At 67.3% G+C, this 23,012-nt stretch carries 20 protein-coding genes; 2 read left to right on the forward strand and 18 right to left on the reverse strand.

The genetic code is table 11. From position 1 onward, the window contains the following. Position 1: 1 nt before the first annotated feature. From EIP75_RS09865 to EIP75_RS09920, 12 genes are all read right to left on the reverse strand, one after another. A complete protein-coding gene (locus EIP75_RS09865) occupies positions 2 to 952 on the reverse strand; it encodes an FAD binding domain-containing protein (RefSeq protein ID WP_125243085.1) in 951 nt (316 codons plus the stop codon). After that, complete coding sequence (gene paoA / locus EIP75_RS09870; protein WP_125243086.1) at positions 949 to 1,629, reverse strand: aldehyde dehydrogenase iron-sulfur subunit PaoA; 681 nt, start codon at positions 1,627 to 1,629, stop codon at positions 949 to 951. Before paoA ends, EIP75_RS09865 begins: the two co-directional genes overlap by 4 nt. 217 nt (positions 1,630 to 1,846) lie before the next feature. Beyond that, positions 1,847 to 2,578 (reverse strand): lipase secretion chaperone, encoded by a 732-nt coding sequence (locus tag EIP75_RS09875; protein WP_158622796.1) that lies wholly within the window; start codon positions 2,576 to 2,578, stop codon positions 1,847 to 1,849. A 19-nt stretch (positions 2,579 to 2,597) separates the two neighbouring features. After that, positions 2,598 to 3,452: an alpha/beta hydrolase family protein gene (locus EIP75_RS09880; RefSeq protein WP_125243088.1), complete on the reverse strand. Its 855-nt coding sequence runs from the start codon at positions 3,450 to 3,452 to the stop codon at positions 2,598 to 2,600. 144 nt (positions 3,453 to 3,596) lie between these two features. Beyond that, positions 3,597 to 4,760 carry an AraC family transcriptional regulator gene (locus tag EIP75_RS09885; protein WP_233584779.1) on the reverse strand — a complete coding sequence of 388 codons (1,164 nt, stop codon included), beginning with the start codon at positions 4,758 to 4,760 and terminating at the stop codon, positions 3,597 to 3,599. A 153-nt stretch (positions 4,761 to 4,913) separates the two neighbouring features. After that, positions 4,914 to 6,068 carry an iron-containing alcohol dehydrogenase gene (locus EIP75_RS09890; RefSeq protein WP_125243089.1) on the reverse strand — a complete coding sequence of 385 codons (1,155 nt, stop codon included), beginning with the start codon at positions 6,066 to 6,068 and terminating at the stop codon, positions 4,914 to 4,916. A 10-nt stretch (positions 6,069 to 6,078) separates the two neighbouring features. Next, positions 6,079 to 6,720, reverse strand: a complete 642-nt coding sequence (locus EIP75_RS09895; RefSeq protein WP_125243090.1) for an ABC transporter ATP-binding protein — start codon at positions 6,718 to 6,720, stop codon at positions 6,079 to 6,081. Next, the gene (locus tag EIP75_RS09900; protein WP_125243091.1) at positions 6,713 to 7,441 is read right to left on the reverse strand and encodes an ABC transporter ATP-binding protein; all 729 of its coding nucleotides are present in this window, start codon (positions 7,439 to 7,441) and stop codon (positions 6,713 to 6,715) included. Before EIP75_RS09900 ends, EIP75_RS09895 begins: the two co-directional genes overlap by 8 nt. Further along, a complete protein-coding gene (locus EIP75_RS09905) occupies positions 7,438 to 8,454 on the reverse strand; it encodes a branched-chain amino acid ABC transporter permease (protein WP_125243092.1) in 1,017 nt (338 codons plus the stop codon). The genes EIP75_RS09900 and EIP75_RS09905 overlap by 4 nt, the downstream gene beginning before the upstream one ends. Next, entirely contained in the window at positions 8,451 to 9,347 is an 897-nt protein-coding gene (locus tag EIP75_RS09910; RefSeq protein WP_233584780.1) for a branched-chain amino acid ABC transporter permease, read from the reverse strand. Before EIP75_RS09910 ends, EIP75_RS09905 begins: the two co-directional genes overlap by 4 nt. 59 nt (positions 9,348 to 9,406) lie before the next feature. Continuing rightward, positions 9,407 to 10,690, reverse strand: coding sequence for an ABC transporter substrate-binding protein (locus EIP75_RS09915; RefSeq protein WP_125243093.1), 1,284 nt, complete (start codon positions 10,688 to 10,690; stop codon positions 9,407 to 9,409). A gap of 89 nt (positions 10,691 to 10,779) precedes the next feature. Beyond that, entirely contained in the window at positions 10,780 to 12,228 is a 1,449-nt protein-coding gene (locus EIP75_RS09920; RefSeq protein ID WP_125243094.1) for an NAD-dependent succinate-semialdehyde dehydrogenase, read from the reverse strand. A gap of 144 nt (positions 12,229 to 12,372) precedes the next feature. Here EIP75_RS09920 and EIP75_RS09925 point away from each other — a divergent pair, with 144 nt between their 5' ends. Further along, positions 12,373 to 13,206 (forward strand): IclR family transcriptional regulator, encoded by an 834-nt coding sequence (locus EIP75_RS09925; protein ID WP_125243095.1) that lies wholly within the window; start codon positions 12,373 to 12,375, stop codon positions 13,204 to 13,206. Positions 13,207 to 13,216: 10 nt separating this feature from the next. Here the strand turns inward: EIP75_RS09925 and EIP75_RS09930 are convergent, their stop codons facing one another. The 3 genes from EIP75_RS09930 to EIP75_RS09940 all read right to left on the reverse strand — a co-directional run bounded on the left by EIP75_RS09930 (position 13,217) and on the right by EIP75_RS09940 (position 17,426). Continuing rightward, on the reverse strand, positions 13,217 to 14,998 hold the full coding sequence (locus tag EIP75_RS09930) for a diguanylate cyclase (RefSeq protein WP_125243096.1): 1,782 nt from the start codon (positions 14,996 to 14,998) through the stop codon (positions 13,217 to 13,219). A 122-nt stretch (positions 14,999 to 15,120) separates the two neighbouring features. After that, the gene (locus EIP75_RS09935) at positions 15,121 to 16,734 is read right to left on the reverse strand and encodes an MFS transporter (protein WP_125243097.1); all 1,614 of its coding nucleotides are present in this window, start codon (positions 16,732 to 16,734) and stop codon (positions 15,121 to 15,123) included. 5 nt (positions 16,735 to 16,739) lie between these two features. After that, positions 16,740 to 17,426 carry a hydrolase gene (locus EIP75_RS09940; protein WP_125243098.1) on the reverse strand — a complete coding sequence of 229 codons (687 nt, stop codon included), beginning with the start codon at positions 17,424 to 17,426 and terminating at the stop codon, positions 16,740 to 16,742. Positions 17,427 to 17,630: 204 nt separating this feature from the next. Between EIP75_RS09940 and EIP75_RS09945 the strand changes: the two genes are divergently transcribed. Continuing rightward, positions 17,631 to 18,533 carry a LysR family transcriptional regulator gene (locus tag EIP75_RS09945; protein WP_125243099.1) on the forward strand — a complete coding sequence of 301 codons (903 nt, stop codon included), beginning with the start codon at positions 17,631 to 17,633 and terminating at the stop codon, positions 18,531 to 18,533. 23 nt (positions 18,534 to 18,556) lie between these two features. On the opposite strand, the gene EIP75_RS09950 is transcribed toward EIP75_RS09945, so the two are convergent. The 3 genes from EIP75_RS09950 to EIP75_RS09960 all read right to left on the reverse strand — a co-directional run bounded on the left by EIP75_RS09950 (position 18,557) and on the right by EIP75_RS09960 (position 22,689). Beyond that, positions 18,557 to 19,642: a DUF3616 domain-containing protein gene (locus tag EIP75_RS09950; protein WP_125243100.1), complete on the reverse strand. Its 1,086-nt coding sequence runs from the start codon at positions 19,640 to 19,642 to the stop codon at positions 18,557 to 18,559. Between the two features lie 108 nt (positions 19,643 to 19,750). After that, positions 19,751 to 20,557: a PEP-CTERM sorting domain-containing protein gene (locus EIP75_RS09955; RefSeq protein WP_233584781.1), complete on the reverse strand. Its 807-nt coding sequence runs from the start codon at positions 20,555 to 20,557 to the stop codon at positions 19,751 to 19,753. Between the two features lie 92 nt (positions 20,558 to 20,649). Then, positions 20,650 to 22,689, reverse strand: coding sequence for a LamG-like jellyroll fold domain-containing protein (locus EIP75_RS09960; RefSeq protein ID WP_125243101.1), 2,040 nt, complete (start codon positions 22,687 to 22,689; stop codon positions 20,650 to 20,652). Positions 22,690 to 23,012: the final 323 nt, after the last annotated feature.

Here is a 23,012-nt window from a genome sequence, read left to right on the forward strand (position 1 = left end):
CTCAGGCCCTCGCTTGTTGCAGCACGGCACCGAGGGTGCGCTCGACCAGGGGCAGCTTGAAGGCGTTGTCATGCGTGGTCTGCGCACCGGCCAGCAAGGTGCCGGCCACCGCCTGAGCGCCCTTGGGCAATGCGGCTTCGGCCGCCTCGACCCGCCAGGGCTTGTGCGCCACGCCACCAAGCGCCACGCGGCCCGAGCCATCACGCTGCAGCACGGCCGCGACCGACACCAGCGCGAAAGCGTAAGAGGCACGGTCACGGACCTTGTGGTACAGGTGCACGCCACCCAGCGGTTTGGGCAAGGTCACCGAGGTGATCAGCTCGCCCACCGACAGTGCCGTCTCCACCTGCGGTGTGTCGCCCGGAAGGCGATGGAAATCAGCCATGGGGATGGTGCGCACCTGTCCGTCGGGGCGCACGGTGTCGACCTGGGCGTCCAGCAGGCGCATGGCCACGGCCATGTCGCTGGGGTGCGTGGCGATGCAGGCCGGGCTCACGCCGATCACCGCGTGCTGGCGGCTGGCGCCGCCGATGGCACTGCACCCGCTGCCAGGCTGGCGCTTGTTGCAAGGCTGGTGAGTGTCGTAGAAGTAAGGACAGCGCGTGCGCTGCAGCAGGTTGCCCGCCGTGGTGGCACGGTTGCGCAACTGGCCGGAGGCGCCCGCCAGCAAGGCCCGCGACAGCACCGCGTAGTCACGGCGCACACGCGGGTCGGCGGCCAGATCGGTGTTGCGCACCAATGCCCCGATGCGCAGGCCGCCCTCGGGGGTGGGCTCGATCTTGTCGAGCGCCAGGGTGTTCACGTCGACCAGGTGCGGGGGCGTCTCCACCTGCAGCTTCATCAGATCAAGCAGGTTGGTGCCGCCCGCGATGAAGCGCGCGCCAGGGTGCTGGGCGATCGCCGCGGCGGCCTCGGCCGGCGTGCGGGCACGTTCGTAGGTGAAGGGCTTCATGCAGGCCTCCCTGCCACTTCGGTGACCGCATCGACGATGTTGGAGTAGGCCCCACAGCGGCAGATGTTGCCGCTCATGCGCTCACGCAGTTCCTCGGCCGAGACCATGGGGCGCTCGTTCAGGTCGGGGCTCACATGGCTGGGCACGCCGCGCTTGATCTCGTCCAGCACCGCCACGGCCGAGCAGATCTGGCCGGGTGTGCAGTAGCCGCACTGGTAGCCGTCGTGCTTGACGAAGGCCGCCTGCATGGGGTGCAGGCGCTCGGGCGTGCCCAGGCCTTCCACGGTGGTCACGCTGGCGCCTTCGTGCATCACTGCCAGCGACAGACAGGAGTTCATGCGCCGCCCGTCGACGATCACCGTGCAGGCACCGCACTGGCCATGGTCGCAGCCCTTCTTGGTGCCGGTCAGGTGCAGGTGCTCGCGCAAGGCATCGAGCAAGGTGGTGCGCGTGTCCAGCTTGAGCTCGCGCGCCTGGCCGTTCACCCGCAGGGACACCTGCATCATGGGCACCACGGTATCGGCAGCGGCGGATGGCGGGGTTGCGGCCGCATGGGCATCGGCAGACGCCGTGGTGGCCGCCACCGAGGCGGCACCCGCGATCAACAGGTCACGGCGTGAGATCGACAGGTCGATCGAGGGGAGAGCATCGGGCAAGAGCTCGGTGGGACTGGGCATGTCACGGTCCGATCTGTTCGTGTGTTGGGAACGACCGGTGGCTCACGCTGGCCGAATGGGGTGTTTCGGACAGCACTGCGCTGCAAGCCACGGCAGGAGCTTGCACTGTAGGCCCTCAACGCCCGATGCATGGGCAGCCCCTTTGGTGCATGTTGGTATTCACGCAACCCGATCACGCGCATCCACGTTCACGCGGATGATGGTCGGCTGTCGCCGTTCACGAACCCGCTGCCATGCGCTCTGCTGACAGTCTGGCCTGCGCCCGGGCCGCCTTGTCCTCCAACGAGGCGTGGGGTTCCGCATCGCCCTGCATCAACTGGATCAGGCGCCCCGTGATGGCCTCCTGATCGGCGAACAATCCGCGGGCCATGGCCTCGCCGAACTGTTCCTGCCGCAGCGCGCGCATGGCCTGGAACTGCGCCGCCATCTCATCGACCGAACCGGCCTCCAGCGACGGGCTCACCGCCTGGTGCAAGGCCGCCTCGTAGCGTTCGTACTTGCGGGCCAGTTCCACGGCCTGCTGCCGCGCCTGTTCGGGCAGGCCAGTTGCCGCGTCTGCTGCGGCGCTGGCAAGCTCCTGCGTTCCATTGAAGGCCGTGACCTGCTCCAGCGTGCGCAAGGTCGTGGCGTTGATCACCAGCTGACCCTGCGCGTCGGCCTTGAACGGCTGCACATGCCAGTTGCCCACCGGGCCGATGACCCCGTTGATGGGCGTGGGCACCGGCATCATGCCCGGCACCGCCGCATCGACGGGGGCCGCCGGCTCCTGCCCAGCGACGGTCCCCCACCCCGCCCCGTGGAGCGAGGGCGAGGCAGGGTGTCGCCCGGTTGCGGGATCGCCGCCATGATCGATCAGGGCACCCACGCCCCAGGCCAGCAGCACGCCGGCCGACAGGGCACCACCCAGCCACCACACCCGGCGGCTCTTTCTCGTGGACGAAATGATCATGTTGGCAGCTCCCAATGCCTCAGTACGGGCAGTTCTGGTTGTAGCGGTCGAACACCAGGCCAGTGGCGTAGCTGGTGTGCTGCGCACCGCACAGGAAGGGCGAGTAGCGCGTGTCGCCATCGACAAAGCGCTTCATCCAGGCCACCGCATAGCGTCCGATCGGCGTGCTGGTGGTATTGGGCGCGAAGTGCGTGGCGCCATTGAGTTCACCATAGGCCTTGAAGGTGCTCGACGGCAGGCTGGCGTAGAACGGCCTGGCGTGCGTGCCCACCGGCGCCACGGTGTCACCATCGGCGCCGATGATCATCGTGGGCACCCGCACGGTCGAGAAGTTGCTCGAGATGTTCCAGGGCGTCATCGGGTAGGAGGCCTTCAGCGTGGGGTTGTCCCGCGCGGCAATCAACGAGCCGCCGCCGCCCATCGAGTGCCCCGCCACGGCCAGGCGGGCCGGGTCGATGCGCGAGCGAACTGCCGTGCCCGACGAGTTCAGCACATGGTTCAGCGCCGCCACCAGCTGCGTGGCGCGGCTGTCGGGCTGGTCCAGCGTGGTGTTGGTGTTGATCGTGATCACCACGAAGCCGTGCGTGGCGATGCGCCGGCCCAGCCAGGCGATGCTGCTCTGCGTGGCCGTGAAGCCCGGGCTGATCGCGATCACACCGTACTTGGCCGCCACCGTGGGGTAGTAGATGGTGCCACCGCCGAAGCCTCGGGGCAGCGTGACCGACGCGGTGGACACGCTCAGTGGCCCGGATGAGGCATTGAGCGATGCCGAGGTGGGTGCCGACGTCTGAGACAGGGCCGGCGTGGCCAGGGTGGCCGCTGCGAGTGCGGCGGCAAGGGACAGAGCCTTGATGCGGGAGACAGTGGTTTTCATAGATCCTCTTCGATGATTGGGTACAACACTTCTGAGGTGCCTGCCCTGGCCAGCGGGTCGCCAGGTGCGGCACCGGAACTGTGCGTTCAGCGAAGAGGAGCGTGAATGTCCGACAAGGACAAAAAGCGGGATCGAAAGGGACAGCTATTGCTGCAATGCGGTACTGCGCGCCGGCTGTGCATTGGCCAGGCCGCCATCGCTGGCCTTGCGGTACTCCTTCGGCGTGGCGCCCGTCCAGCGCTTGAAGGCATGGCGGAAGCTCACCACATCGCTGAAGCCCAGGGCCTCGGCGATGTCCTCGGCGCTCATCAAGGTGCTGGTCAGGTAATCGATGGCCAGGGTCTTGCGCACGGCGGTGAGCAGCTCGGTGTACGAGGCGCCTTCGGCCTCCAGCCGGCGGCGCAGCGTGCGCGAGGTCATGCACAGTGACTGCGCCACCTCCTCGATGTCGGGGAAGCGTCCGGGCAGGCGCGTGAGCTCCTGGTAGACACGGCGCGTGATGCCCGCGCTCCACTTGAACTCGTCGAGCAGGCGCGCGCACTGCATGGACACATGCGAGGCCGTGATCGGGTTGGCCAGCTGCGGCGCACGGTCCAGCCAGGCGGTGGGAAAGCTCAGCGTGTTGCGCGGCTGGTCAAAACGCACCGGGCATTGCAGCACCGCCTCGATGGCGGCGGCATGCACGGGCTTGCTGCCGACATACGCCGCTTCGCAGGGCAGGAACCAGGGGCCCATCACATCGCGCCCGATGGTCACGTGGGCCGCGAACTGCAGGTCGATCATGAAGCGGTACAGGCGCTCGTCCACGTCCGGCCACGGAAAGTCGGCACGGCCCGGAAAGGTCCACACCGCTTGCGGGCCTTCCACGCACCAGCGCAGGGGCAGCATGCCGCTGGACAAGGGGTGGTACTTGATGGCCCGGTTCCACATCTGCTGCACGGTTTCAGAGCACAGCAGCGCATAGCCGTACATGCCGTAGTTGGTGGCGCGCAGCCGCATGCCCACGCGCAGGCCCAGGTCCCAGCCCGGGTAAAGCTTCACGGCGTTGCGCGTGGCCCGCATGAACTGCGCGCAGGACGTGAGCGTGAAGGGGTTCTCCACATCCTGGCGCGTCAGGCCCGTGCCCTCCAGCAGGTCCACCGGGTCCACACCGGCGTCGAGCAGCACGCTCAGCAGCGTGGCCAGTTTCGATGGCGGAAAGCGCCTGTCGCCCACGGTCGCAACCATGGTCGTGTCTTGCGGCGCCGGGGTCAGCGGCGGGATGTGAGCGATCTCATCGAGGGCGTACGCGTGCGATGCTGTCTGCATGATCTTCCCCGTTCATCTGGCGGCAGGCACGGATTCTTGCAGTTTGGCTGCAACTGTGCCTTGGGGTGAAACCTGATGGCGCGTCAGACAGACCACGCCCGCTTTGGATCATTGCAGCGCACCCCTCCCGGGTGGCTGCAATGTTGGACCGCGTCAGAACGCCGCGGTGTAGATCGCCAGCGCGTCGGTCTCCGTGACCGGGCGCGGGTTGTTGCCCAGCAGGCGTGTCTGCAGCATGGCGTCCGAGGCCATGCGGGCCAGATCGCCCTCCTTGACACCCACCTCGCGCAGCGTGCGCGGGATGCGGGTAGCCTCGGCGATGTCTTCGAGTGCCGAGATCAGCGAGTGCGTCTTGGCCTCTGCGCTGCCGGTCACGCCGGGCACCATCACATCGGCGATCTCGGCGTAGAGCACCGAGGCGGCCGGCGCGTTGAAGCGCAGCACGTGCGGCAGCACCAGCGAATTGGACAGGCCATGGGCCACGTGGAAGATGCCGCCCACCGGGTAGGCCAGCGCGTGCACCGCCGCCACCGGGGCGTTGGCAAAGGCCTGGCCCGCGAACATCGCGCCCACCAGCATGGCTTCGCGGGCCTCGCGGTCAGAACCATCGTTGCATGCACGCAGCAGGTGGCGCGACAGCAGGTGCAGCGCCTTCACGGCCAGCATGTCCGACACCGGGTTCTTCAGGTGGGCCGTGGTGTAGGCCTCGATGGCATGCACCATCGCGTCGATGCCGGTGGCCGCGGTGATGGCGCTGGGCAGGCCGATCGTGAGCTCGGCATCCAGGATGGCCAGGTCGGCATAGAGCTGCGGCGAGACCACGCCCATCTTGGTCGTCTCGCCCGTGGTGACGATGGACACCGCCGTCACCTCGGAGCCCGTGCCGGCCGTGGTCGGCACCTGGATCAGGGGCAGGCGTGTGCCGGTGATCTTGCCGATGCCGTACATCTCTTTCAACGGCTGCTCCGTGGGCAGCAGCGCGGCGATCAGCTTGGCCACGTCCATGGACGAGCCACCGCCCAGGCCCAGCACCACCTCCGCCTCGGCACGGCGCGCACGCTCGGTGGCCTCCAGCACGATGTGCTCGGGCGGGTCGGCCACCACGTCGTCGATCACGGTGACCTGCCAGCCGTGCTCGGCCAGGCTGGCCAGTGCAGGGTTGAGCAGGCCGCTCTTGTGCAGGAAGCCGTCGGTGACCAGGCACAGGCGGGTCTGGGTGTAGCGCTCACGCAGGATGGCGCCGATGCGGCGTGCCGCACCGAACTCCACCACCAGCGAGGGAACCGTCTGGAACTTGAAGGGGTTCATGGGGTACCTTTCAATTCAACATCTGACCACGGTCGATGCGGTAGACCTGGTCGAGCACGGCGCCTGCATGCTGCAGGTCTGCCCCCGACAGGATGACCGACAGGCCTTCGCCACGCAATTGGCCGATCACCTCGGCGATGCGCTTGGACAAGGCCGGCGCCACGCCTTCGAAGGGCTCGTCCAGCATCAGCAGGCGCGTGCCGCTCATCAGTGCGCGGCCCACGGCCACCAGCTTCTGCTGGCCACCGGAGAGCTGCAGCGCCCGGCGCGGCCCGAACTCGCGGGCCTCGGGGATGATGCGGTAGACATGCTCCAGCCGGGGCTGCACGTCCTTGACGCCCATGGCCCAGGCCGGCACGCAGAGGTTCTCTTCCACGCTCAGGTCCGGGATCAGGCGGCGGTCTTCCGGCGCATAGCCGATGCCCAGCCGTGTGCGCCCGTGGGCCGGCGTGCGGGTCAGGTCGGTGCCTTCCAGGCTCAGCGTGCCTTCGCGGGCCTTGACCAGGCCCATGATGGCACGCAGGGTCGTCGTCTTGCCCGCGCCGTTGCGGCCGATCAGGCCGACGATGGCGCCCTTGGGCACAGACAGGCTCACGCCGCGCAGGATCTGCGTGGTGCCCAGGCTGACATGGAGGTTGTTGATCTCAAGCATGGTGGGCCACCTCTTCGCCAATGATGAACTCGCGCACCTTGGCATCGGCCAGCACCGTCTCGGGCTCGCCGTCGGCCAGGATGGCACCGTCGTAGAAGGCCAGCACGCGGTCGCTGTAGCGGCGCACGATGTCCATGTCGTGCTCCACGAACAGCACCGTCACGCCCATCTCGCGGGCGGCGTGCAGCACGCGGTCCATCACATCGAACTTCTCTTCAGAGGCCACGCCGCTGGTCGGTTCGTCCAGCAGCAGCACCTCGGGCTTGCCGACCATCGCCAGCGCGATGTCCAGCAGCTTGCGCACGCCTTCGGGCAACAGGCCCACGTTCATCTCTGCGAACTCCAGCACGCCCAGGCGCGCCAGGCCTGCATCGGCCTGGTCCAGCGGCAGGCCGGCCACGCTCAGCGCGATCTCGATGTTCTCGCGCGCCGTGAGCGAGGTGAACAGCTGCGGGATCTGGAAGGAGCGCGCCATGCCCAGTCGGGTGATCTTGCGCGGCTCCTGGCCGGTGATGTCGCGGTCGCGGAAATGGATGCGGCCGCTGTCGGGCTTGATGTAGCCCGTGAGCATGTTGACGAAGGTGGTCTTGCCGGCCCCGTTGGTGCCGATCAGGCCGATGACGCTGCGCTCGGCGATGTGCACGGTGACATCACGCGCCGGGCGCACGCTGCCGAACGCCTTGTTGAGCTTCTCGGCACGGATGATGGTGTTGTTGCTCATGCCTTCACCCCTTTCATGGTCTGCTGCTTCACCGAGGCCTGAGGGGCGCCCGGCTCAACGGCCTTCTTGCGGCCCAGGCGCAGGCTGGTCAGGCCCGTGGGCAGGAAGGCGATGATGGCCAGCATGATCACGCCCATCACCAGGTGCCAGCTGTTGGGAGCGTACTGATACGCCATCGAACGCACGACTTCCAGCAGGATGGCGCCGATGAACGGCGCGAACGCATAGCCCGTACCGCTCAGCACCGCGATGAAGATGAAATCACCCGAGGTCGTCCAGAAGGCCATGTCGGGGTCGATGTGACCGACGGTGAACGAGGACAGCGCACCGCCCAGGCCACCCAAGGCCCCCGCGATCACGTAGGTCAGGTGGATGTTGTTGCGCGCCGAGGTGCCCAGGTATTCCACGCGGATCTCGTTGTCGCGGATGGCCGGGCCCAGGCGGCCCGGGCGGGTGCGCATGAACCACGACACCAGCGCCACGCAGACCAGCGACACCACGAACACCACGCCGAACAGGGCCGTGCCCGCCAGGCCACCTTCGGTGCCATCGGCCGCGGCGCCAAGGCCCAGCAAGGTCAGGCCATGGACATTGAAGCCATCGCTGCCACCGAGCTCCACCGTGTTCATCAGCAGGCCGTAGACGATCATCGACAGCGCCAGCGTGAGCATGGCGAAGAAAATGTCGCGGTAGCGCGAGAGCAGGAAGCCCAGCACGAAGGCCAGCACCGCACCCGCTGCGGCCGCGGCCGGCAGCAGCAGGGCCAGCTCATGCCAGCCCAGCAGGTTGGTGGCCAGGCCGATCGTGTAGGCGCCTACTGCGTAGTACAGCGCCTGCCCGAACGAGGCCAGGCCGCTGCGCAGCAGCAGGGCCACGCCGATGGCGACCACACCCTTGCCCAGCGCCACCGTGAGCATGAACTGCCACGACTGCACGCCCGCACCGATCACGCCGAGGGCGACAACGCCCGCCAGCAGGGCCCAGGTCCCAGGCCCGAAGGATTGCTTGCTCATATTTTTCTCGCCTCCACCGGCGCGAAGAGGCCCTTGGGCCTGAAGGCCAGCACCAGGGCCATCACGATGTAGATCACGAAGAGTTCGCCCTGCGGCCAGTAGTGCACGGACATGGCCCGCACCAGGCCCACCAGGCAGGCGCCCAGCGCCGCACCAGGCAGCGAGCCCAGGCCGCCGATCACCACCACCGCGAAGGTGGGCACGATCAGCTCCACGCCCATGCCGGGCGCCACCGAGATGGTGGGCGCCGTGAGCGCACCGCCCACCGCGGCCAGCACCGAGCCCACCATGAAGGTGGCGGCGAAGTAGCGGCTGACGTTGATGCCCAGCGTCTGGCTGACTTCACGGTCATGGATCACTGCGCGCAGCAACCGGCCCGTGCGCGTGTACTTCAGGAAAGCCGTGAGCACGGCGCCCGCCAGGATGGCGAAGCCGACGATGACGAAGTTGTAGTTCGGGTACGAAAGGTCACCCACCTCGAAATCACCCAGGAAGCCATAGGGCTCGGACACGGTGTACGGATCCACGCCCCACACCAGCTTGATCCCGTCTTCCAGGATCATGAACAGGGCGTAGGTCACCAGCAGCAGCACGATCGGGTCCTGCCCGTAGAAGCGCCGCAGCAGCAGCCATTCGGCCAGCCAGCCCACCAGGGCGCCGGCCACCAGGGCCGCCAGCACCAGCAGCGCATAGCTGCCGTACATGGAGTGTCCCTGCGCGACCCACGGGCCCACCACCCACACGCCGGCGTAAGCGCCGATCGCGTAGAGGCTGCCATGGGCCATGTTGAGAATCTTCTGCACGCCGTAGATCAGCGTGAGACCCAGGGCCGCCAGGAACAACCAGGCGGCATACATGGCGCCGTCGACAAGGACGGCATAAAAAAGCGACATGCGCGTTCTCCAGCACACCCGGCGAGGCAACACGTGCCGCCCCGCACAGGCCTGTGCATTTACTTCTTGAGGCCGCCCTTGATCCAGTCGATGGACTTCACGCCTTCAGGCGGGTTCACATCTTCCGGGGCATAACGCTTGACGTTGGTCATGGTGATCTTGCCGCCCACGTTCTTGACCACGCCGAAGGCGGTGCCCTGCACGGCCTGGTGGCCTTTGCCCAGGGCCATCTTCACTTCGCCACCAGGGCCGGTGAACGTGAGGCCTTCGAAAGCCGCGACCACCTGATCGGTGCTCGGGGCCTTGCCGCCGTTGGCCTGCAGTGCCTTTTCATACGCCGACTTCAGGCCCAGCAGGGCTTGGGTCATCTTGTACGAGGGGTAGCTGGGGTCGGCGCTGAACTTGGCCTGGTAAGAGGCGCGCAGCCAGGTGTTGATCGCGCTCTGGGGGGCGAACACGCCATAGGGACCACGGGCACCCAGGATCACGCCATCAGGCAGGCGCACCTTGCCGTGCGTGGCTGTTTCACCCGCGGTCAGCACCGTCACCGAACGCTTGAACAGGTTGCGCGGGCCCGCTTGCACCACCAGGCCTTCGAGGTCACCACCCCAGAAGCTGGAGTGCAGCACATCGGGCTTGGCGGCCAGCAGGCTGGAGATCTCGGCGTTGTACTGGCCGGCGCCCAGCTTGGGCATCTGCGAGGCCTTGGCCTCGGCCGTGGGCTTGAGCACCTTCAGCGTGCCTTCGAAATCGGCCCAGGCGTCCTGGCCCCAAGCGTAGTTCTGGTTGATGCCGGCGTAGGTCTTCAGGTCCTTCTTGAACTCGGCCACATAGCGTGCCGCGCCCACGTTGTCCATCGTGGCGTGCGGCACCGGGCGGAACACGTACTTGTAGCTGGCGTCTTCAAAGACACGGGGCGTGCCGCAGTCGAAGAAGGCGGTCAGCTTGCCCAGTTGCTCGGCCACCGGCGCAATGGCCAGGCAGTTGCCCGACGAGGTGTAGCCCACGACGAAATCCACGCCCTGGTTGATCAGGTTGCGGTACTCGCTGACCTGCTTGCTGGTGGCACCGGCTTCATCGATGTAGACCAACTCCAACTGCGCGCCGCCGAAGCCTTTGGTGGCGTAGGGCGCGGGCACCTTGCCCGCATTGAGCTGCTCTGCCGTGAGTTCGGCGGCGTTCTTGGCGGGCACGCCGAAGGGGCCTGCGGCTGCGCCGGACATGAAGGTCACGATGCCGATCTTCAGGGGCTTGGTTTGCGCCATGGCGCTGCCGGCGCTCAGGGCGAACGCCACGGAACACGCGGCCGAAACGAGGGTGCGGGGGGCGAGGATGGTGCTCATCACATCTCCTGTTGTGGAACTGCTGTAATTGCCGGCGTACCGGCGCGGGTGATCACCCCGGGCTTGTGGCCCGGGGGATCGAACTGGCGTCAGACTTGAAACGCCAGGTACTTCACTTCGAGGTATTCATCGATGCCCAGGTGCGAGCCTTCACGACCCAGACCCGATTGCTTCACGCCCCCGAAGGGGCCGACCTCGTTGGAGATCAGGCCGGTGTTGATGCCGACCATCCCGACCTCCAATGCCTCGGCGGTGCGCCAGGCGCGTGACAGGTTCTGCGAGTACAGGTAGGCGGCCAGGCCGAACTCGGTGGCGTTGGCCAGCGCGACGGCGTCTTCGTCGCGCTCGAAGCGGAACAGCGGCGCCACGGGGCCGAAGATCTCTTCGCGGGCCACGCGCATGTCAGGGGTGGTGTCGGCCAGCACGGTGGGCTGGTAGAAAGTACCGCCCAGGGCGTGGTCCTGGCCGCCGGTGACCACACGGGCGCCCTTGCCCAGGGCATCGGCCACCAGCTCGTGCACCTTGTCCAGCGCGGGCTGGTCGATCAGCGGGCCCAGGGCCACAGGCTCCAGGCCATTGCCCACCTTGAGCTCGGCGGCCTTGGCGGCCAGCTTCTCGGCGAAGCGGTCGTAGATGCCGGCCTGTACGTAGAAGCGGTTGGCGCACACGCAGGTCTGGCCCGCGTTGCGGTACTTGGAGATCATCGCGCCTTCGACGGCGGCATCCAGGTCGGCATCGTCGAACACGATGAAGGGCGCGTTGCCGCCCAGCTCGAGCGACAGGCGCTTGACGGTCGGGGCCGACTGCGCCATCAGGATGCGGCCCACTTCGGTGGAGCCGGTGAAGGACAACTTGCGCACCACCGGGCTGGCGGTCAGCACGCCGCCCATGGTGCGGGCGTCGGCGGTGGTCAGCACCTGGAACACGGCGCCGGGGATGCCGGCGCGCTGGGCCAGCTCGGCCAGGGCCAGCGCCGACAGCGGCGTCTGCTCGGCGGGCTTGACGAGGATGGCGCAACCCGCCGCCAGGGCTGGGCCCACCTTGCGGGTGATCATGGCCGCCGGGAAGTTCCACGGCGTTATGGCTGCGCACACACCCACGGGCTGGCGCAGCACGGCGATGCGCTTGTCGGCCTGAGGATGGGCCAGCACGTCGCCAGACACGCGCTTGGCTTCTTCGGCGAACCACTCGATGAAGCTGGCGGCATAGATCACCTCGCCCTTGGCCTCGGCCAGGGGCTTGCCCTGCTCGCGGGTCATGATCATCGCCAGGTCATCGGCGTGCTGGACCATGAGATCGAACCAGCGGCGCAGGGGGGCAGCGCGCTCCTTGCCCGACAGCTTGGCCCAGGCCTTCTGGCCGGCTTCGGCCACGCGGATGGCGCGCTCGGTCTCGGCAGCGCCCAGATCGGGCACCGTGGCCAGGCGCTCGCCAGTGGCAGGGTCCAGCACATCGAAGGTGGCGCCAGCGTCGGCGGCGGCCCATTGACCATCGAGGTAGGCGTTCTGCTTGAGCAGGGTGGGGTCGAGGAGTTTCATACGGTGTTCAGGTGAGTGGGCAGGCTCGGGTTTGTCCTGAGTTGCGCCACTTGTTCAATAGGTTGAACCGTGTTCAACTAACGGAATGAATCGTAGCCGCCACGCTGCGCCACTTCGACTGGGGTTTTTCCCTAGACTTTCACAATGCCCAAAACCCAGACCACTGCCGCCGCGCCAGATGAACCCAAGAGCACATCGCCCGCTGTGGGCCGTGCCGTGCGCATCCTTGACTTGGTCGCCCGCAGCGCCCGTCCCTTGACGAGCGCCGAACTGGCGCGTGACACCGGCCTGCCCAAGAGTTCCCTGCATGGGCTGTGCGAAACGCTGATCCAGCTGCGCCTGCTGCAACGCACTGGCAACGGCGCGCTGGCCATGGGGCCGCATGTGATGACCTGGGCCAATGCCTTCCTGGCCCACACCAACATCCTGCAGGAGTTCTATGTGGCCTGGCAGGAAAGCCAGCTCTTCACCATGGAGACCATCACCCTGTCGGTGCTCGATGGGCGCGACGTGGTCTACATCGCCTGCCAGAACGGCACCCGCCCGCTGGACGTCACCTTCCGCAACGGCATGCGCATGCCCGCGCCTTACACCGCCACCGGCAAGGCCATGCTCAGCACCCTGCCCGACCACGAGGTGTGCACATTGCTGGAGGCGGCCCCCTGGCCGCAGCCCCTCACGCGCCGCAGCGTGCCCAGCCTGGACGCCCTGCTGCCGGAGCTGGCCCAGTGCCGCCAGCACGGCTACTCCATCGACGATGCGCAGGTGCGCGACGGCATGCACTGCTTCGGCGCCGCCGTGTTCGACGCCAGCAGCCAGCAGCGCGCCGTGGCCGGGCTGGCCGTGAGCTTCCTGGAGGTCGATCTGGTCAACCCAGGCAAGATCGCCGAGGTCGGGCGCCATATCCGTGCGCTGGCAGATCAGTTGTCGGCGCGGCTGGGCGCACCGGTGCACCCGGACCGCCGCACCGCGGGCTGACACCAGGCCCTCAGGCGGGCCCCGCCACCTCGATCCGGTCTCGCCCAGCGCGCTTGGCGCCGTACATGGCGTGGTCGGCCCGGCTCATCAGCAGGTCCAGGTTCATGCCATGCGTCTGGGTATCGGCCAGGCCAATGCTGACGGTCATGCGCACAGGCGGGTGCTCGCTGCCCACCTCCACCACCGTGGACGCCACGGTCTGGCGCAGGCGCTCGGCAAAGCGCAATCCGTCCTCGCGCTCGCAGTGGCTGAGCAGAAGCACGAACTCTTCGCCACCGATCCGCGCCGCGATGTCGCCCTGCCGCACGCTCTGGCGCAGCACCTCGGTGAGCGCCACCAGCGCCAGGTCACCCACCGCGTGGCCCAGGGCATCGTTGATGCGCTTGAAGTGGTCCACGTCCAGCAGCAACACCACCAAGCCGAAGCCGTGGCGGCGCGCCCGCGCCACTTCCGCCTCCGCTGCCTCGAAGAAGGCGCGGCGGTTGGGCAGCGAGGTCAGGAAGTCGGTGCTGGACTGCACGCGCAGACGCTCGATCAGCTTGTCGCGCTCGGCCTCCAGCGCACGGCGGTCACGGCTTTGCGCCTGCAAATCGGCGATGCCATCGAACACGGCCGAGATCTCGTCGCCCTGCACAGGAGCCACCAAAGCCACGTAGCGGTCTTCCTTCATGGCCTGGAGTGCCTCGGCCGCACGGCTCAAGGGCCGGATCACCCGGCGGTGCATCAGGTACAGGCCCAGCACGATCAGCGCGATGTGCAGGCCGGTCATGCCCAGCATCACGGCCATCGCCCGACGTTGGGCCAGGTGCAGGGCCGCGCCCTGTTGCAAGGCCTCGGCCAGCAAGGCATCGCGCATGTCGATGATGGCGTTCATGTCGGGCACGTACCGGGCGGCGAACTCGGCGGTGCTCAGGCCATAGCGTCCATCGGTCTGCCCGGCCTGCACCACCTGCCTGACCAGCGCCTCAGCCCGCCCGAAATAATCACGCTCCAAGCGCTCCTGGGCGTGCCGAACGGCGCTGGCGCCGTTGGCCACATGGACACGGGCGGTCAGCAACACGCGCAGTTGCCCGATGCGGCCGCGCATGCGCTCGATGGCCAGTCGCTCATCGTCGCTCAAGGCGGTCTGCCGGCTCAAGGCGGGCGTGAGCAGCGAGCCCAGTTGCCCGGTCAGCTCGCGCAACTCGGCGGCCAGCAAGGCACTGCTCACGGTCGAACTCAGCAGCGGCTGGTCCTGCTGCAGGTCTTCCATCACCAGCATGATGCTGGGCCTGAGCATGCGAACCAGGCGGACCATGCCATCCACCGCCGCCTTGATGGCCTCGGGCTCCCGCCGGGCCAGTGGCTGCGCCGACAACGCATCCACCCGGAGACGGGCCTGGTGCAGTGCCGCCTGGAATCCGTCCACCTGTCGACCTATCGATTGATGGCGGTCATCACCGGACACCTGTCCCAAGGCCTGCGCGAAGGCGGCATAAGCCTGGTCGGTGCGCAGGCGTGCTTCATTCAATGAATGGCCCAGGGCCCGGGGCGTGGGGGCATCCGCACCCAGCACACCGTTGGCAGGCCCCCGCTCACGTGATGCCATCTCCGCGGAAATCATGCCCAGTCGCAGCTGTTCGATCAGCACCACCGCGTGCTCGGCACGCCGGAGATCGCGCCAGTCGATGAAGGTCAGGCGCCCCAGGCCCAGAACGGCCATGAGGAACAGCGCCGCGGAGATCAGCCAGAACCCCGCGGCCAGTGAGAGCGACCGACGCTGGCGGATCAGCTTGTCGTTGTTGTCGGACACAGAACCCCCATGGCTACGCACACATCACCGAGGCAACAGTGTCCCTAGCGCCCCAACTGCAGATACATGGGGTTACTTTATCTCATGGCCATCTATCGACACCGTGCAGCGGCCCGTGCGGGTCAGGCTGGATTGGCCAGCGCCAGGTAGTGGTGCACCACCGGCTTGCCCGGCCCCTTGTGGTATCGCAGGGCTTCGGCCTGCAGGTCGGCATCGGCATGCGATACGCGCTGGTGCTGGCGAAGATGCTCTGCCCACGACTCGACCATGAACCATTCCATCACACAGTCTGATTCGTGGCTGTGCTCGGCCACACCCCAGGCATAGGCGCCATCGCGGCGGCGCTGCTGAGCCATCCGGTGCACGGCGCGCAGGAAGGCGGGCCGGTCTTCCTTGCGGATGCGGTACTCGATCTGGATCATCACCGGGCCACGGTCATGGGCCACGGGTTCGGCCAGCAGCGGCTCGGGCCAGTGGTTCGAGGGTTGCAGATCGGCCTCGCCCGTGGGCAGCTTCACGCGGTGGAAGACCACCGCGGCCACCACCAGGCCGATGGCCCCGATCAGCAGCGCCCCCGTGACACCGGCCGCCTGCGCCGCCAGGCCCCAGCCCAGGCTCCCGGCAGCCATGGCACCGTTGAACACCATCAGGTAGATGGCCAGGCCCCGGCCACGTACCCAGTTGGGCAGCACGGCCTGCGCCACGCCATTGAGCGTGGTGAGCGCCACGATCCAGCCCATCCCCAAGGCCAGCATCAACAGCACGGCCACCCACTTCGGAGGTGCCGTCGACAGGGCGGCCATCACCACGGCCGTGAGCACGGCGGCGGCCAGCATCAGTCCATCGGCGCTCCTGAGCCGGTGGCGCAGTGCAGGCAGCAGCACCGCCCCCAGGATCGCGCCCGCACCAACCGCGCCCAGCAGCACCCCGTAGAAGCCCGCCGTGCCGCCCAGCACCTTGCGCGCCACCAGCGGCAGCAGGGCCCACACCGAGCTGGCGAACAGGAAGAACACGAAGGCGCGCAGCAACACCACATGCAGCTCGCGGCTGGATCGGGCGTAGCGCAACCCGGCACGGAAGGCACCGAAGAACTGCTCGTCCAGGCCCTTCGATTCGGCCTTTGGGCGCTTCCACCAGATCAGGGCGGCGACCACGAGCACGTAACTCAGCACGTCCATGCCGTAGGCCATGGCCGCGCCGAAGCTGGCCAGCAGCAGGCCACCGACGGCCGGCCCCACGGCCCGCGCGATGTTGATGCCCAGCGAGTTCAGCGCCACCGCGTTCTTCAGGTCGGCACGCGGCACCAGCTCGGGCACGATGGCTTGCCAGGTGGGACCCATCAGTGCAGCACCAATGCCGCCCACGAAGGTCAGCGCGATCAGCGATTCGACCGTGAGCGATTGGGTCTGCGCCATCACCAGCAAGGTGCCACTGACCAGCGCCAGCAGGATCTGCACGCCGATCAGGAAGCGCCGCCGATCGAGGATGTCCGACAGCACGCCCGCCGGCATCGCCAGCAGGAAGACCGGCAGCGTGGCCGCGGTCTGGATCAGGGCCACGGCCGCGGGGTTGGATGAGAGCTCCGTCACCATCCACGAACTGGCCACATCGCGCATGAAGCTGCCGATGTTGCCCAGCACGGTGGCGCCCCACAGCACGGCGAAGACAGGGATGCCCAAAGGCGCGAAGCTGCCGCCCGTGCCGGGCGTGGAAGCGGAGGATGGTGAGGTGCTCATGGCGATCAGCCTTCGTGGGCGTTGAACATGGTCTTGGCGTAGGTGATCCCCAGGCCGTAGGCGCCGCCGAACTTCTTCGCGATGCCGGTCGTCATGTCATACGTTTCGCCACGGGCCCAGTCACGCTGCAGCTCCAGCAGGTACTGCAGCGAGGTGATGGGGCGGGCACCGGCCTGCACCATGCGCTCCACGGCGCGGTTGTGGGCCTCGGTGGAGATGTCGCCAGAGGCATCGGTGATCACGTAGACCTCGAAGCCCTGGTCGAGCGCCGAGAGGGCCGGGCCGACGATGCACACGCTGGTCCACAGGCCGGCCAGCACGATGCGCGACTTGCCGATCTCGTTGACGCGCTGGATCACGGCGGCGTCTTCCCAGGTGTTCATGGAGGTGCGGTCCAGCAGGGCCTGGCCGGGGAAAGGGGCAGTGACCTCGTCGAACATCGGGCCGCTGAAGCTCTTCTCGGCCACGGTGGTCAGGATGGTGGAGACCTTGAAGCCGGCCGCGGCGTTGGCCACGAGGGCGGCGTTGTTGCGCAGCGTGGTGGCGTCGATCGAATGCGTGGCGAAAGCCATCTGCGACTGGAAGTCGATCATGACCAGGGTGTGGTCCTGGGCGTTCAGCAAGGTGCGGCCAGGGGCGGCGATGGCGACGGGCTTGGTGGAGGTGCTGGCGGTGATGGTGGCGTTGCTCATGATGTGTTCCTAGGTGAAGAAAGTTGACGAAGGCTTGAAAGGATTCGATTCGCTTCAACCTGAAGTGCGGGAGCGGTATCCCGTTGTTTTTCAATCACTTCCGTGTTGCGATGGATGAAGTATCTGGCGCTTCATCTGGCCTCAGGGTGAAACATCACCCACTCAATCATCGATAATTTCGATGATTCAATTCCAGGCCCAGCCGTGCTGAAACTCACACTCGAAGCCATCGAACTGGTAGATGCCATCGCCCGTTACGGCTCCTTCGCCGCGGCCGCCGAGCGGCTGTACAAGGTGCCTTCGACGATTTCGTACGCGGTGGCCAAGCTGGAAGAACAACTGGGCCTGGCGCTGTTCGTGCGCAACGGCCCCCGCGTCACCCTCACCCCGGCCGGACACGAGATGCTCAAGGAAGGCCGCTGGCTGCTGGCCGCGGCGCGCCAGCTCGAATCACGCATGCGGCAGATCGCCACGGGCTTCGAGACCGAACTGCGGCTGGTGCACGATTCGCTGATTCCCACCAGCGCGTTCGGGGATGACATCCGCGCCTTCGAGGCGCTGGACACCGGCACGCGGCTGCGCATCAACAGCGATGCGCTGAACGGCCCGTGGGAATGCCTGCGCGAGGGCCGCGCCGACATCATCGTGGCGGCTGGCGAAGGCCCGGCGGGCGGCGGCTACAAGGCGGTGCCGGTGGGCAGTCTGGAGTTCGTGTTCTGCGCCACCGCGGCGCATCCGCTGGCCAAGCTGGGGCGGCCCATCTCGCGGGCCGACCTGCTGGAGCACACGGCCGTGGTGGTGGGCGATGGCGCCCGCTCGCTGAACGACCGCACCGTGGGCCTGCAATCAGGCCAGCGGCGCATCACCGTGCCGTCCATGCAGGCCAAGATCGAATGCCAGGCGGCGGGCTTGGGGCTGGGCTTCCTGCCGCGCGCCTGCATCCGGGTAGAGCTCGACAACGGCATCCTGGTCGAGCTGCCGGTCGAAGAGCCCCGCCCGCCAGAGACCTTCTGGCTGGCCTGGCGCACGGAGCACATGGGCGAAGCGCTCAAGTGGTGGCGCCAACGCCTGGACCGCACCTTGTTGCCAAACATCCTGCCGCGTTGAGGCAGGCGTGGGCCACGCGATCTTCAGGCCCGCGCCACCAGATCACCGAGCACGGTGTAGGGCTCAGGATGACGGGCTGGAGCGGGCGCGTCATACAGCGCCAGCCATGACGGTGTGCGCGCCAGGCCGCGCGGCACCGCACAGAAGGCTTCTGCGCGATCGGCACCGGGCTCGTGCGGCAGGGTGCACACCGGCTCCAGATCGGGCCAGAAGGCCACGGGCGCATCCACCGCGCGCAAGGCCTGGCGCGCCCCGCCCCAACGGTACAGGCGGATCTCGCCATCGAGCACCATCGTCGGGCCGGCCAGGATGAACAGGTCATCCCCATCCATGTGCAGGTCACGCACGCCCAACCCGCCCAGGTTCAGGAAGTGCTTGCGCAAGGGCGTTTCAGTGCCTGACAGGGAAGCCAGACGCAGGTGCCTGCCCGCAGGCTGAGGCTGCACTTCCAGCAAGCCTGCCCAACCCCGCAGCACCGGGCCACGCAGGCCCAGCAGCATGGACTCGCCCAGCAGGGCCAGGCCTTCGACATCGAACCCGTTGTCCTTGCCAGGCAGGGACAGGAAGCGACCATAGTGCGGATCGGTCTCGAGCAGGCGGGTCAGTGCGTTGACACGGTCATCGCCTTCCAGCCTCAAGGCCTGGCGGCCATCGTCGGCGCGGCGAACCAGTGAGGGCTGACCCGCGTCATCGTGAACCACCGGGATGCAGGCGAGCAGCAGGCGGTTGGCATCCAGCGACAGCTTGGCCAGGCGGCGCGCATTGTCTTCGGCGCTGCGCCCGGGCTTGGCGTTCTTGCGCTTGAGGCCGTGCGAGCCGACCACCCACAGGTGGCGGCCGTCGAAGGCCATGCCTTCCAGGTCGGCCTCGTCGTCTGCGTTGCCCGGCAGGTCGAGCAGTTCGGCCAGGGGAAAGTTCTTCGGCTCACCGAAGCGCAGCGCTTCACCACCGATGGGACCCAACCGCTTCAGGCGGTCGATGCCGCAGGCCTCGTCGCCCGCCACCCACAACCAGTCGTCAGTGAAGGCGGCCCCCGACAGATTGAGGTGAACCAGCGAGTCCTTGTCGAACTCCAGCCGCACGGCGTGGCGCTTGATCAGTTTCTTCATGCGGCTGGCATCCCGTGGCTTGGTGGGTGGTGGAGTGGCCATCGTACGCCACCCTCCCCTCAGCCAACCCACGGGGCCACCGGCCCAGGATACCCGGCGTGCGTCGCGTCAGGCCGCCATGGTGGCGCGGCGGCTGCGTGCGCGCAGCATGCCCACCACACCCAGCCCTGCCACCAGCATCGCCCAGCTCGAAGCCTCGGGCACGGGTGAGATGTTGAAGTTGGCGATGCCCGCGATCTGCTGTGCGCTCAGCCCATCCAGGCGAGGCGTGCTCAGCAGCGACAGGCCGGTGTTCTTGGCCAGCAGCACATCAGCTGGCGTCGGGCCGTCCACATCGCTGGCCAGGAAGGCGAAGTTCAGCAGGCTCAGGCTCTGGCCCGCCTGCAGCGTGACCGAGAAGCTCACGTTGTAGCGATCAGGCGTGATCGATGCCTGGCCCAGGCCGTTGTTGCCCGACACCAGCGCCAGCACCGGGTCACCGCCGCCGCAGGCACCGCTCCAGTCATCCTCGCAGCTCACGATGAGGCCGCCGCTGTTGAAGCTGATCAGTTCGTCGCCGTCGGAACCGAGGTTGCCGAAGAAGTTCAGCGTGGTGGTGATCGTGGCACCGGTGTTGTTGGTGAAGGTGTCGAAGAAGCGGTAGACATTGCCGCCCAGCAGGTCGACCTGGCGCTGCTGCGTCAGATTGCCGACCCCGCTGTTGTAGAAACCGAAGGCGTCGACGGCACCGTTGCCGCCATCGAACACCGCCCCCAGCGGCTGGTTGTACAAGGGCGTTGTGCCGCCAGCACCCGCATAGCTGCTGCCGTAGCCGGTGCCATCAAAGACACCCGGCGTGGCCTGGAACTGCCCGGCTTGAGCAGCAAATGAAACAGAGAACGCGGCAATGGCCGCTGACAGGATGCGCATGGACATGGAAAGACTCCGAACAGGGATACGCCGCCTAGAGCAGCGTGGGTCAAAGGGGGTGACCGGCCGCGCCTGGCGGCCGGTCGAGATCGCGTAGATCAGCCGCGGCGGGCGGTCAGCCACTGGTCCTGAGGGATCGGCTTGCCGACCAGCCGCATCTCACCGACCCAGCCGTAGTAGCCGTCGTCCAGAACGCCGTTCCACCAGCCGGCGCCGATGATCCAGGGCAGCGGGTTGGCCTGCGAGCGGGTGCCCGTGGCCGCGTTGGCCACGTTGCGCAGCACCGGGGCGCCATCGATGTAGAGCGTCGTGGTGGCCGTGGCCGGGTCATTGACGATCGCGACGTGGTACCAGGTGTCGCGGATCAGCTCGCCCGACCAGTTGGTCTGCGCGTACTGGGCATTGGAGGCCGGCACGACCTCCCACTGCACCTCGCGCAGGCTGGAGATCGCGAACAGCACGCTGGAGGCCTCCGGATCGCCACCGCGGTAGCCGCCGGGCACATTGCCACGGTTGCCCTGGCGGCCCAGGATGTTGCCCCAGCGGTGCTTGTCGGAGTTCCAGTCCGCCGGGATCTTCACGAAGGCCTCGATGGTGTAGCCCGTCCAGAAGCTGCGGCCGTTGACGTTGGCACCCATGGCCGTCAGGAAGGCACTGAGGCGGCCCACCGTCTTGTCAGAGTTCTTGAAGCGCACGCTGCCCGCGGCCGACGACAGGTGGTGCTTGTCCTTGGACCACACCACATCGCCCACCTGGGCCGGGCCTTGCAGTGGCGCACGGGTCATGTCGAACCCACCGGCGATGTCCGGCAGGGCTTCACCCACGCGAACCACCTGTCCCTCCGTGAGGTTGGCCGGTGCGCGCCAGTGCGCGTAGGTGTCCGACACCACCGGGAAGTCATTGATGTCGGCCGGCGCACGTGTGACCGGAGGCACAGGCTCCACATAGCCCGACAGCAGGTCGCTGCGCACGCGCGGCAGAATGGCGGCGCCCGTGACCGACACCGTCGGGCGCCAGCGCAGGAAGCCCGCGAAGCGCTTCTTGAAGTTGATGGGGATGGAGAAGCGGTTGTTGGCCTGCGAAAGCTCGGCGAAATCGAACTGGTTGCGCGTGTGCGCGGGCTTTTGCACCACCCAGGGAGAGAACGACATCACGTCGATCTTGTTGCCCACCAGGTCCACCTCGTACAGGCGCATCATGGCGTTGCCGCCTTGGTAGTCCATCTGGTAGTCCACCACCATCTGGTGCACTTCATTGCCGAAGTCGTTGAACTTGCGCAGATGGGCCGCACCGTGGTGGTGGCCGTTCAGCGTCATGAAGATCTGGTCGTTGTCGCGGATCAGCTTGTCCCACAGCATCTTGCCGTAGTCGGTCTCGAGCGGGGTGACGCCATCGCTGCCGATGTTGAGCAACTGGTGGTTCGACAGGATCACCGGCACGCCGGGGTTGCGCGCGATCACATCACGCGCCCAGGCGATGCCCGCGTTCGAGATGCGCCACGACAGCGACAGCACCATGAACTTCACGCCGTGGGCCTCGAACACGTGGTACTCATGGAAGCCCGAGCTGTGGCGCTCCTTGAAGGTGTTCTGACGCGCCGCACGGCTGGTGGGGAACCACTGCAGGTAGGGCTCGGACGCCAGGTTGCGCTGGGCATCGGTGCCGGAGTTCTGGTCAGACGCCTGGTGGTAGTCGTAGTCGGTCAGCACATCGTGGTTGCCGGCCAGGATCGAGTAAGGCACGCCCGCGGTCTCCAGCTTCGCCATGGCAGCATCGGCCACGCGCCACTGGTTGGGCTTGCCGACCTGGTCCACCACATCGCCCAGGTGGATCACGAAGGGGATGTTGTAGGCGGCGGCGTTGTTGGCGATCCAGCTGGTCTGAGCCTCGAAGGGCGTCGAGCCATAGTGGTTCTGGAACTGCTGGCCTTCGTCGGTGGTGGCGTAGCGCGAGTAGAACTGCGTGTCCGGCAGCACCGCGATGGCGAAGCTGGTGACGGCGGCGGCCGCCGCTTGGGCCGTTTCCATCACGCCCATCAGGCCGGTGCCTGCGGCCAGGGCCGACAGGCCCGCTGCGCCGCGCAACACCGCACGGCGGTCTGCCACGCAGGCCGCGTCATTCTTCTTGTCTTCACTCATGGCTGGGTCCTTACTGCTTGGAGAGGTACAACGGATTCGGGCCCTTGTGGAGCCCATCAACGCTGCTCAGTCGCAGCGCCGCCGTGAGTCTGTGGCGGCAAGAAGACCCGCCGGTGACACACCCCGTCCCGTATGGCCTACCGCCCATTCCGCACCGCAGATCCAAGGCATCTCGCGGCGCGATACGCCATGGGAATCCGGTCTGGATCACATGAATGGGGGGTCGAGGTAACCCGCGAATCACGGGTTGCCCCTGAAGGCGCTTTCGGGCGGCGTCCAAACAATCAGGGCATCAGACAGACGTTGTTCAACGCATACCGAGG

The sequence above is a fragment of the Aquabacterium soli genome (genome assembly GCF_003933735.1).
In the GTDB taxonomy this organism is placed as follows: domain Bacteria; phylum Pseudomonadota; class Gammaproteobacteria; order Burkholderiales; family Burkholderiaceae_C; genus Aquabacterium; species Aquabacterium soli.

What these genes read in the sequence shown, in the direction of transcription:
- EIP75_RS09865 (WP_125243085.1), bottom strand. Translation starts at nt 952, where the DNA reads ATGAAGCCCTTCACCTACGAACGTGCCCGCACGCCGGCCGAGGCCGCC.
- paoA (WP_125243086.1), bottom strand. Translation starts at nt 1,629, where the DNA reads ATGCCCAGTCCCACCGAGCTCTTGCCCGATGCTCTCCCCTCGATCGAC.
- EIP75_RS09875 (WP_158622796.1), bottom strand. Translation starts at nt 2,578, where the DNA reads ATGATCATTTCGTCCACGAGAAAGAGCCGCCGGGTGTGGTGGCTGGGT.
- EIP75_RS09880 (WP_125243088.1), bottom strand. Translation starts at nt 3,452, where the DNA reads ATGAAAACCACTGTCTCCCGCATCAAGGCTCTGTCCCTTGCCGCCGCA.
- EIP75_RS09885 (WP_233584779.1), bottom strand. Translation starts at nt 4,760, where the DNA reads ATGCAGACAGCATCGCACGCGTACGCCCTCGATGAGATCGCTCACATC.
- EIP75_RS09890 (WP_125243089.1), bottom strand. Translation starts at nt 6,068, where the DNA reads ATGAACCCCTTCAAGTTCCAGACGGTTCCCTCGCTGGTGGTGGAGTTC.
- EIP75_RS09895 (WP_125243090.1), bottom strand. Translation starts at nt 6,720, where the DNA reads ATGCTTGAGATCAACAACCTCCATGTCAGCCTGGGCACCACGCAGATC.
- EIP75_RS09900 (WP_125243091.1), bottom strand. Translation starts at nt 7,441, where the DNA reads ATGAGCAACAACACCATCATCCGTGCCGAGAAGCTCAACAAGGCGTTC.
- EIP75_RS09905 (WP_125243092.1), bottom strand. Translation starts at nt 8,454, where the DNA reads ATGAGCAAGCAATCCTTCGGGCCTGGGACCTGGGCCCTGCTGGCGGGC.
- EIP75_RS09910 (WP_233584780.1), bottom strand. Translation starts at nt 9,347, where the DNA reads ATGTCGCTTTTTTATGCCGTCCTTGTCGACGGCGCCATGTATGCCGCC.
- EIP75_RS09915 (WP_125243093.1), bottom strand. Translation starts at nt 10,690, where the DNA reads ATGAGCACCATCCTCGCCCCCCGCACCCTCGTTTCGGCCGCGTGTTCC.
- EIP75_RS09920 (WP_125243094.1), bottom strand. Translation starts at nt 12,228, where the DNA reads ATGAAACTCCTCGACCCCACCCTGCTCAAGCAGAACGCCTACCTCGAT.
- EIP75_RS09925 (WP_125243095.1), top strand. Translation starts at nt 12,373, where the DNA reads ATGCCCAAAACCCAGACCACTGCCGCCGCGCCAGATGAACCCAAGAGC.
- EIP75_RS09935 (WP_125243097.1), bottom strand. Translation starts at nt 16,734, where the DNA reads ATGAGCACCTCACCATCCTCCGCTTCCACGCCCGGCACGGGCGGCAGC.
- EIP75_RS09940 (WP_125243098.1), bottom strand. Translation starts at nt 17,426, where the DNA reads ATGAGCAACGCCACCATCACCGCCAGCACCTCCACCAAGCCCGTCGCC.
- EIP75_RS09950 (WP_125243100.1), bottom strand. Translation starts at nt 19,642, where the DNA reads ATGAAGAAACTGATCAAGCGCCACGCCGTGCGGCTGGAGTTCGACAAG.
- EIP75_RS09955 (WP_233584781.1), bottom strand. Translation starts at nt 20,557, where the DNA reads ATGTCCATGCGCATCCTGTCAGCGGCCATTGCCGCGTTCTCTGTTTCA.
- EIP75_RS09960 (WP_125243101.1), bottom strand. Translation starts at nt 22,689, where the DNA reads ATGAGTGAAGACAAGAAGAATGACGCGGCCTGCGTGGCAGACCGCCGT.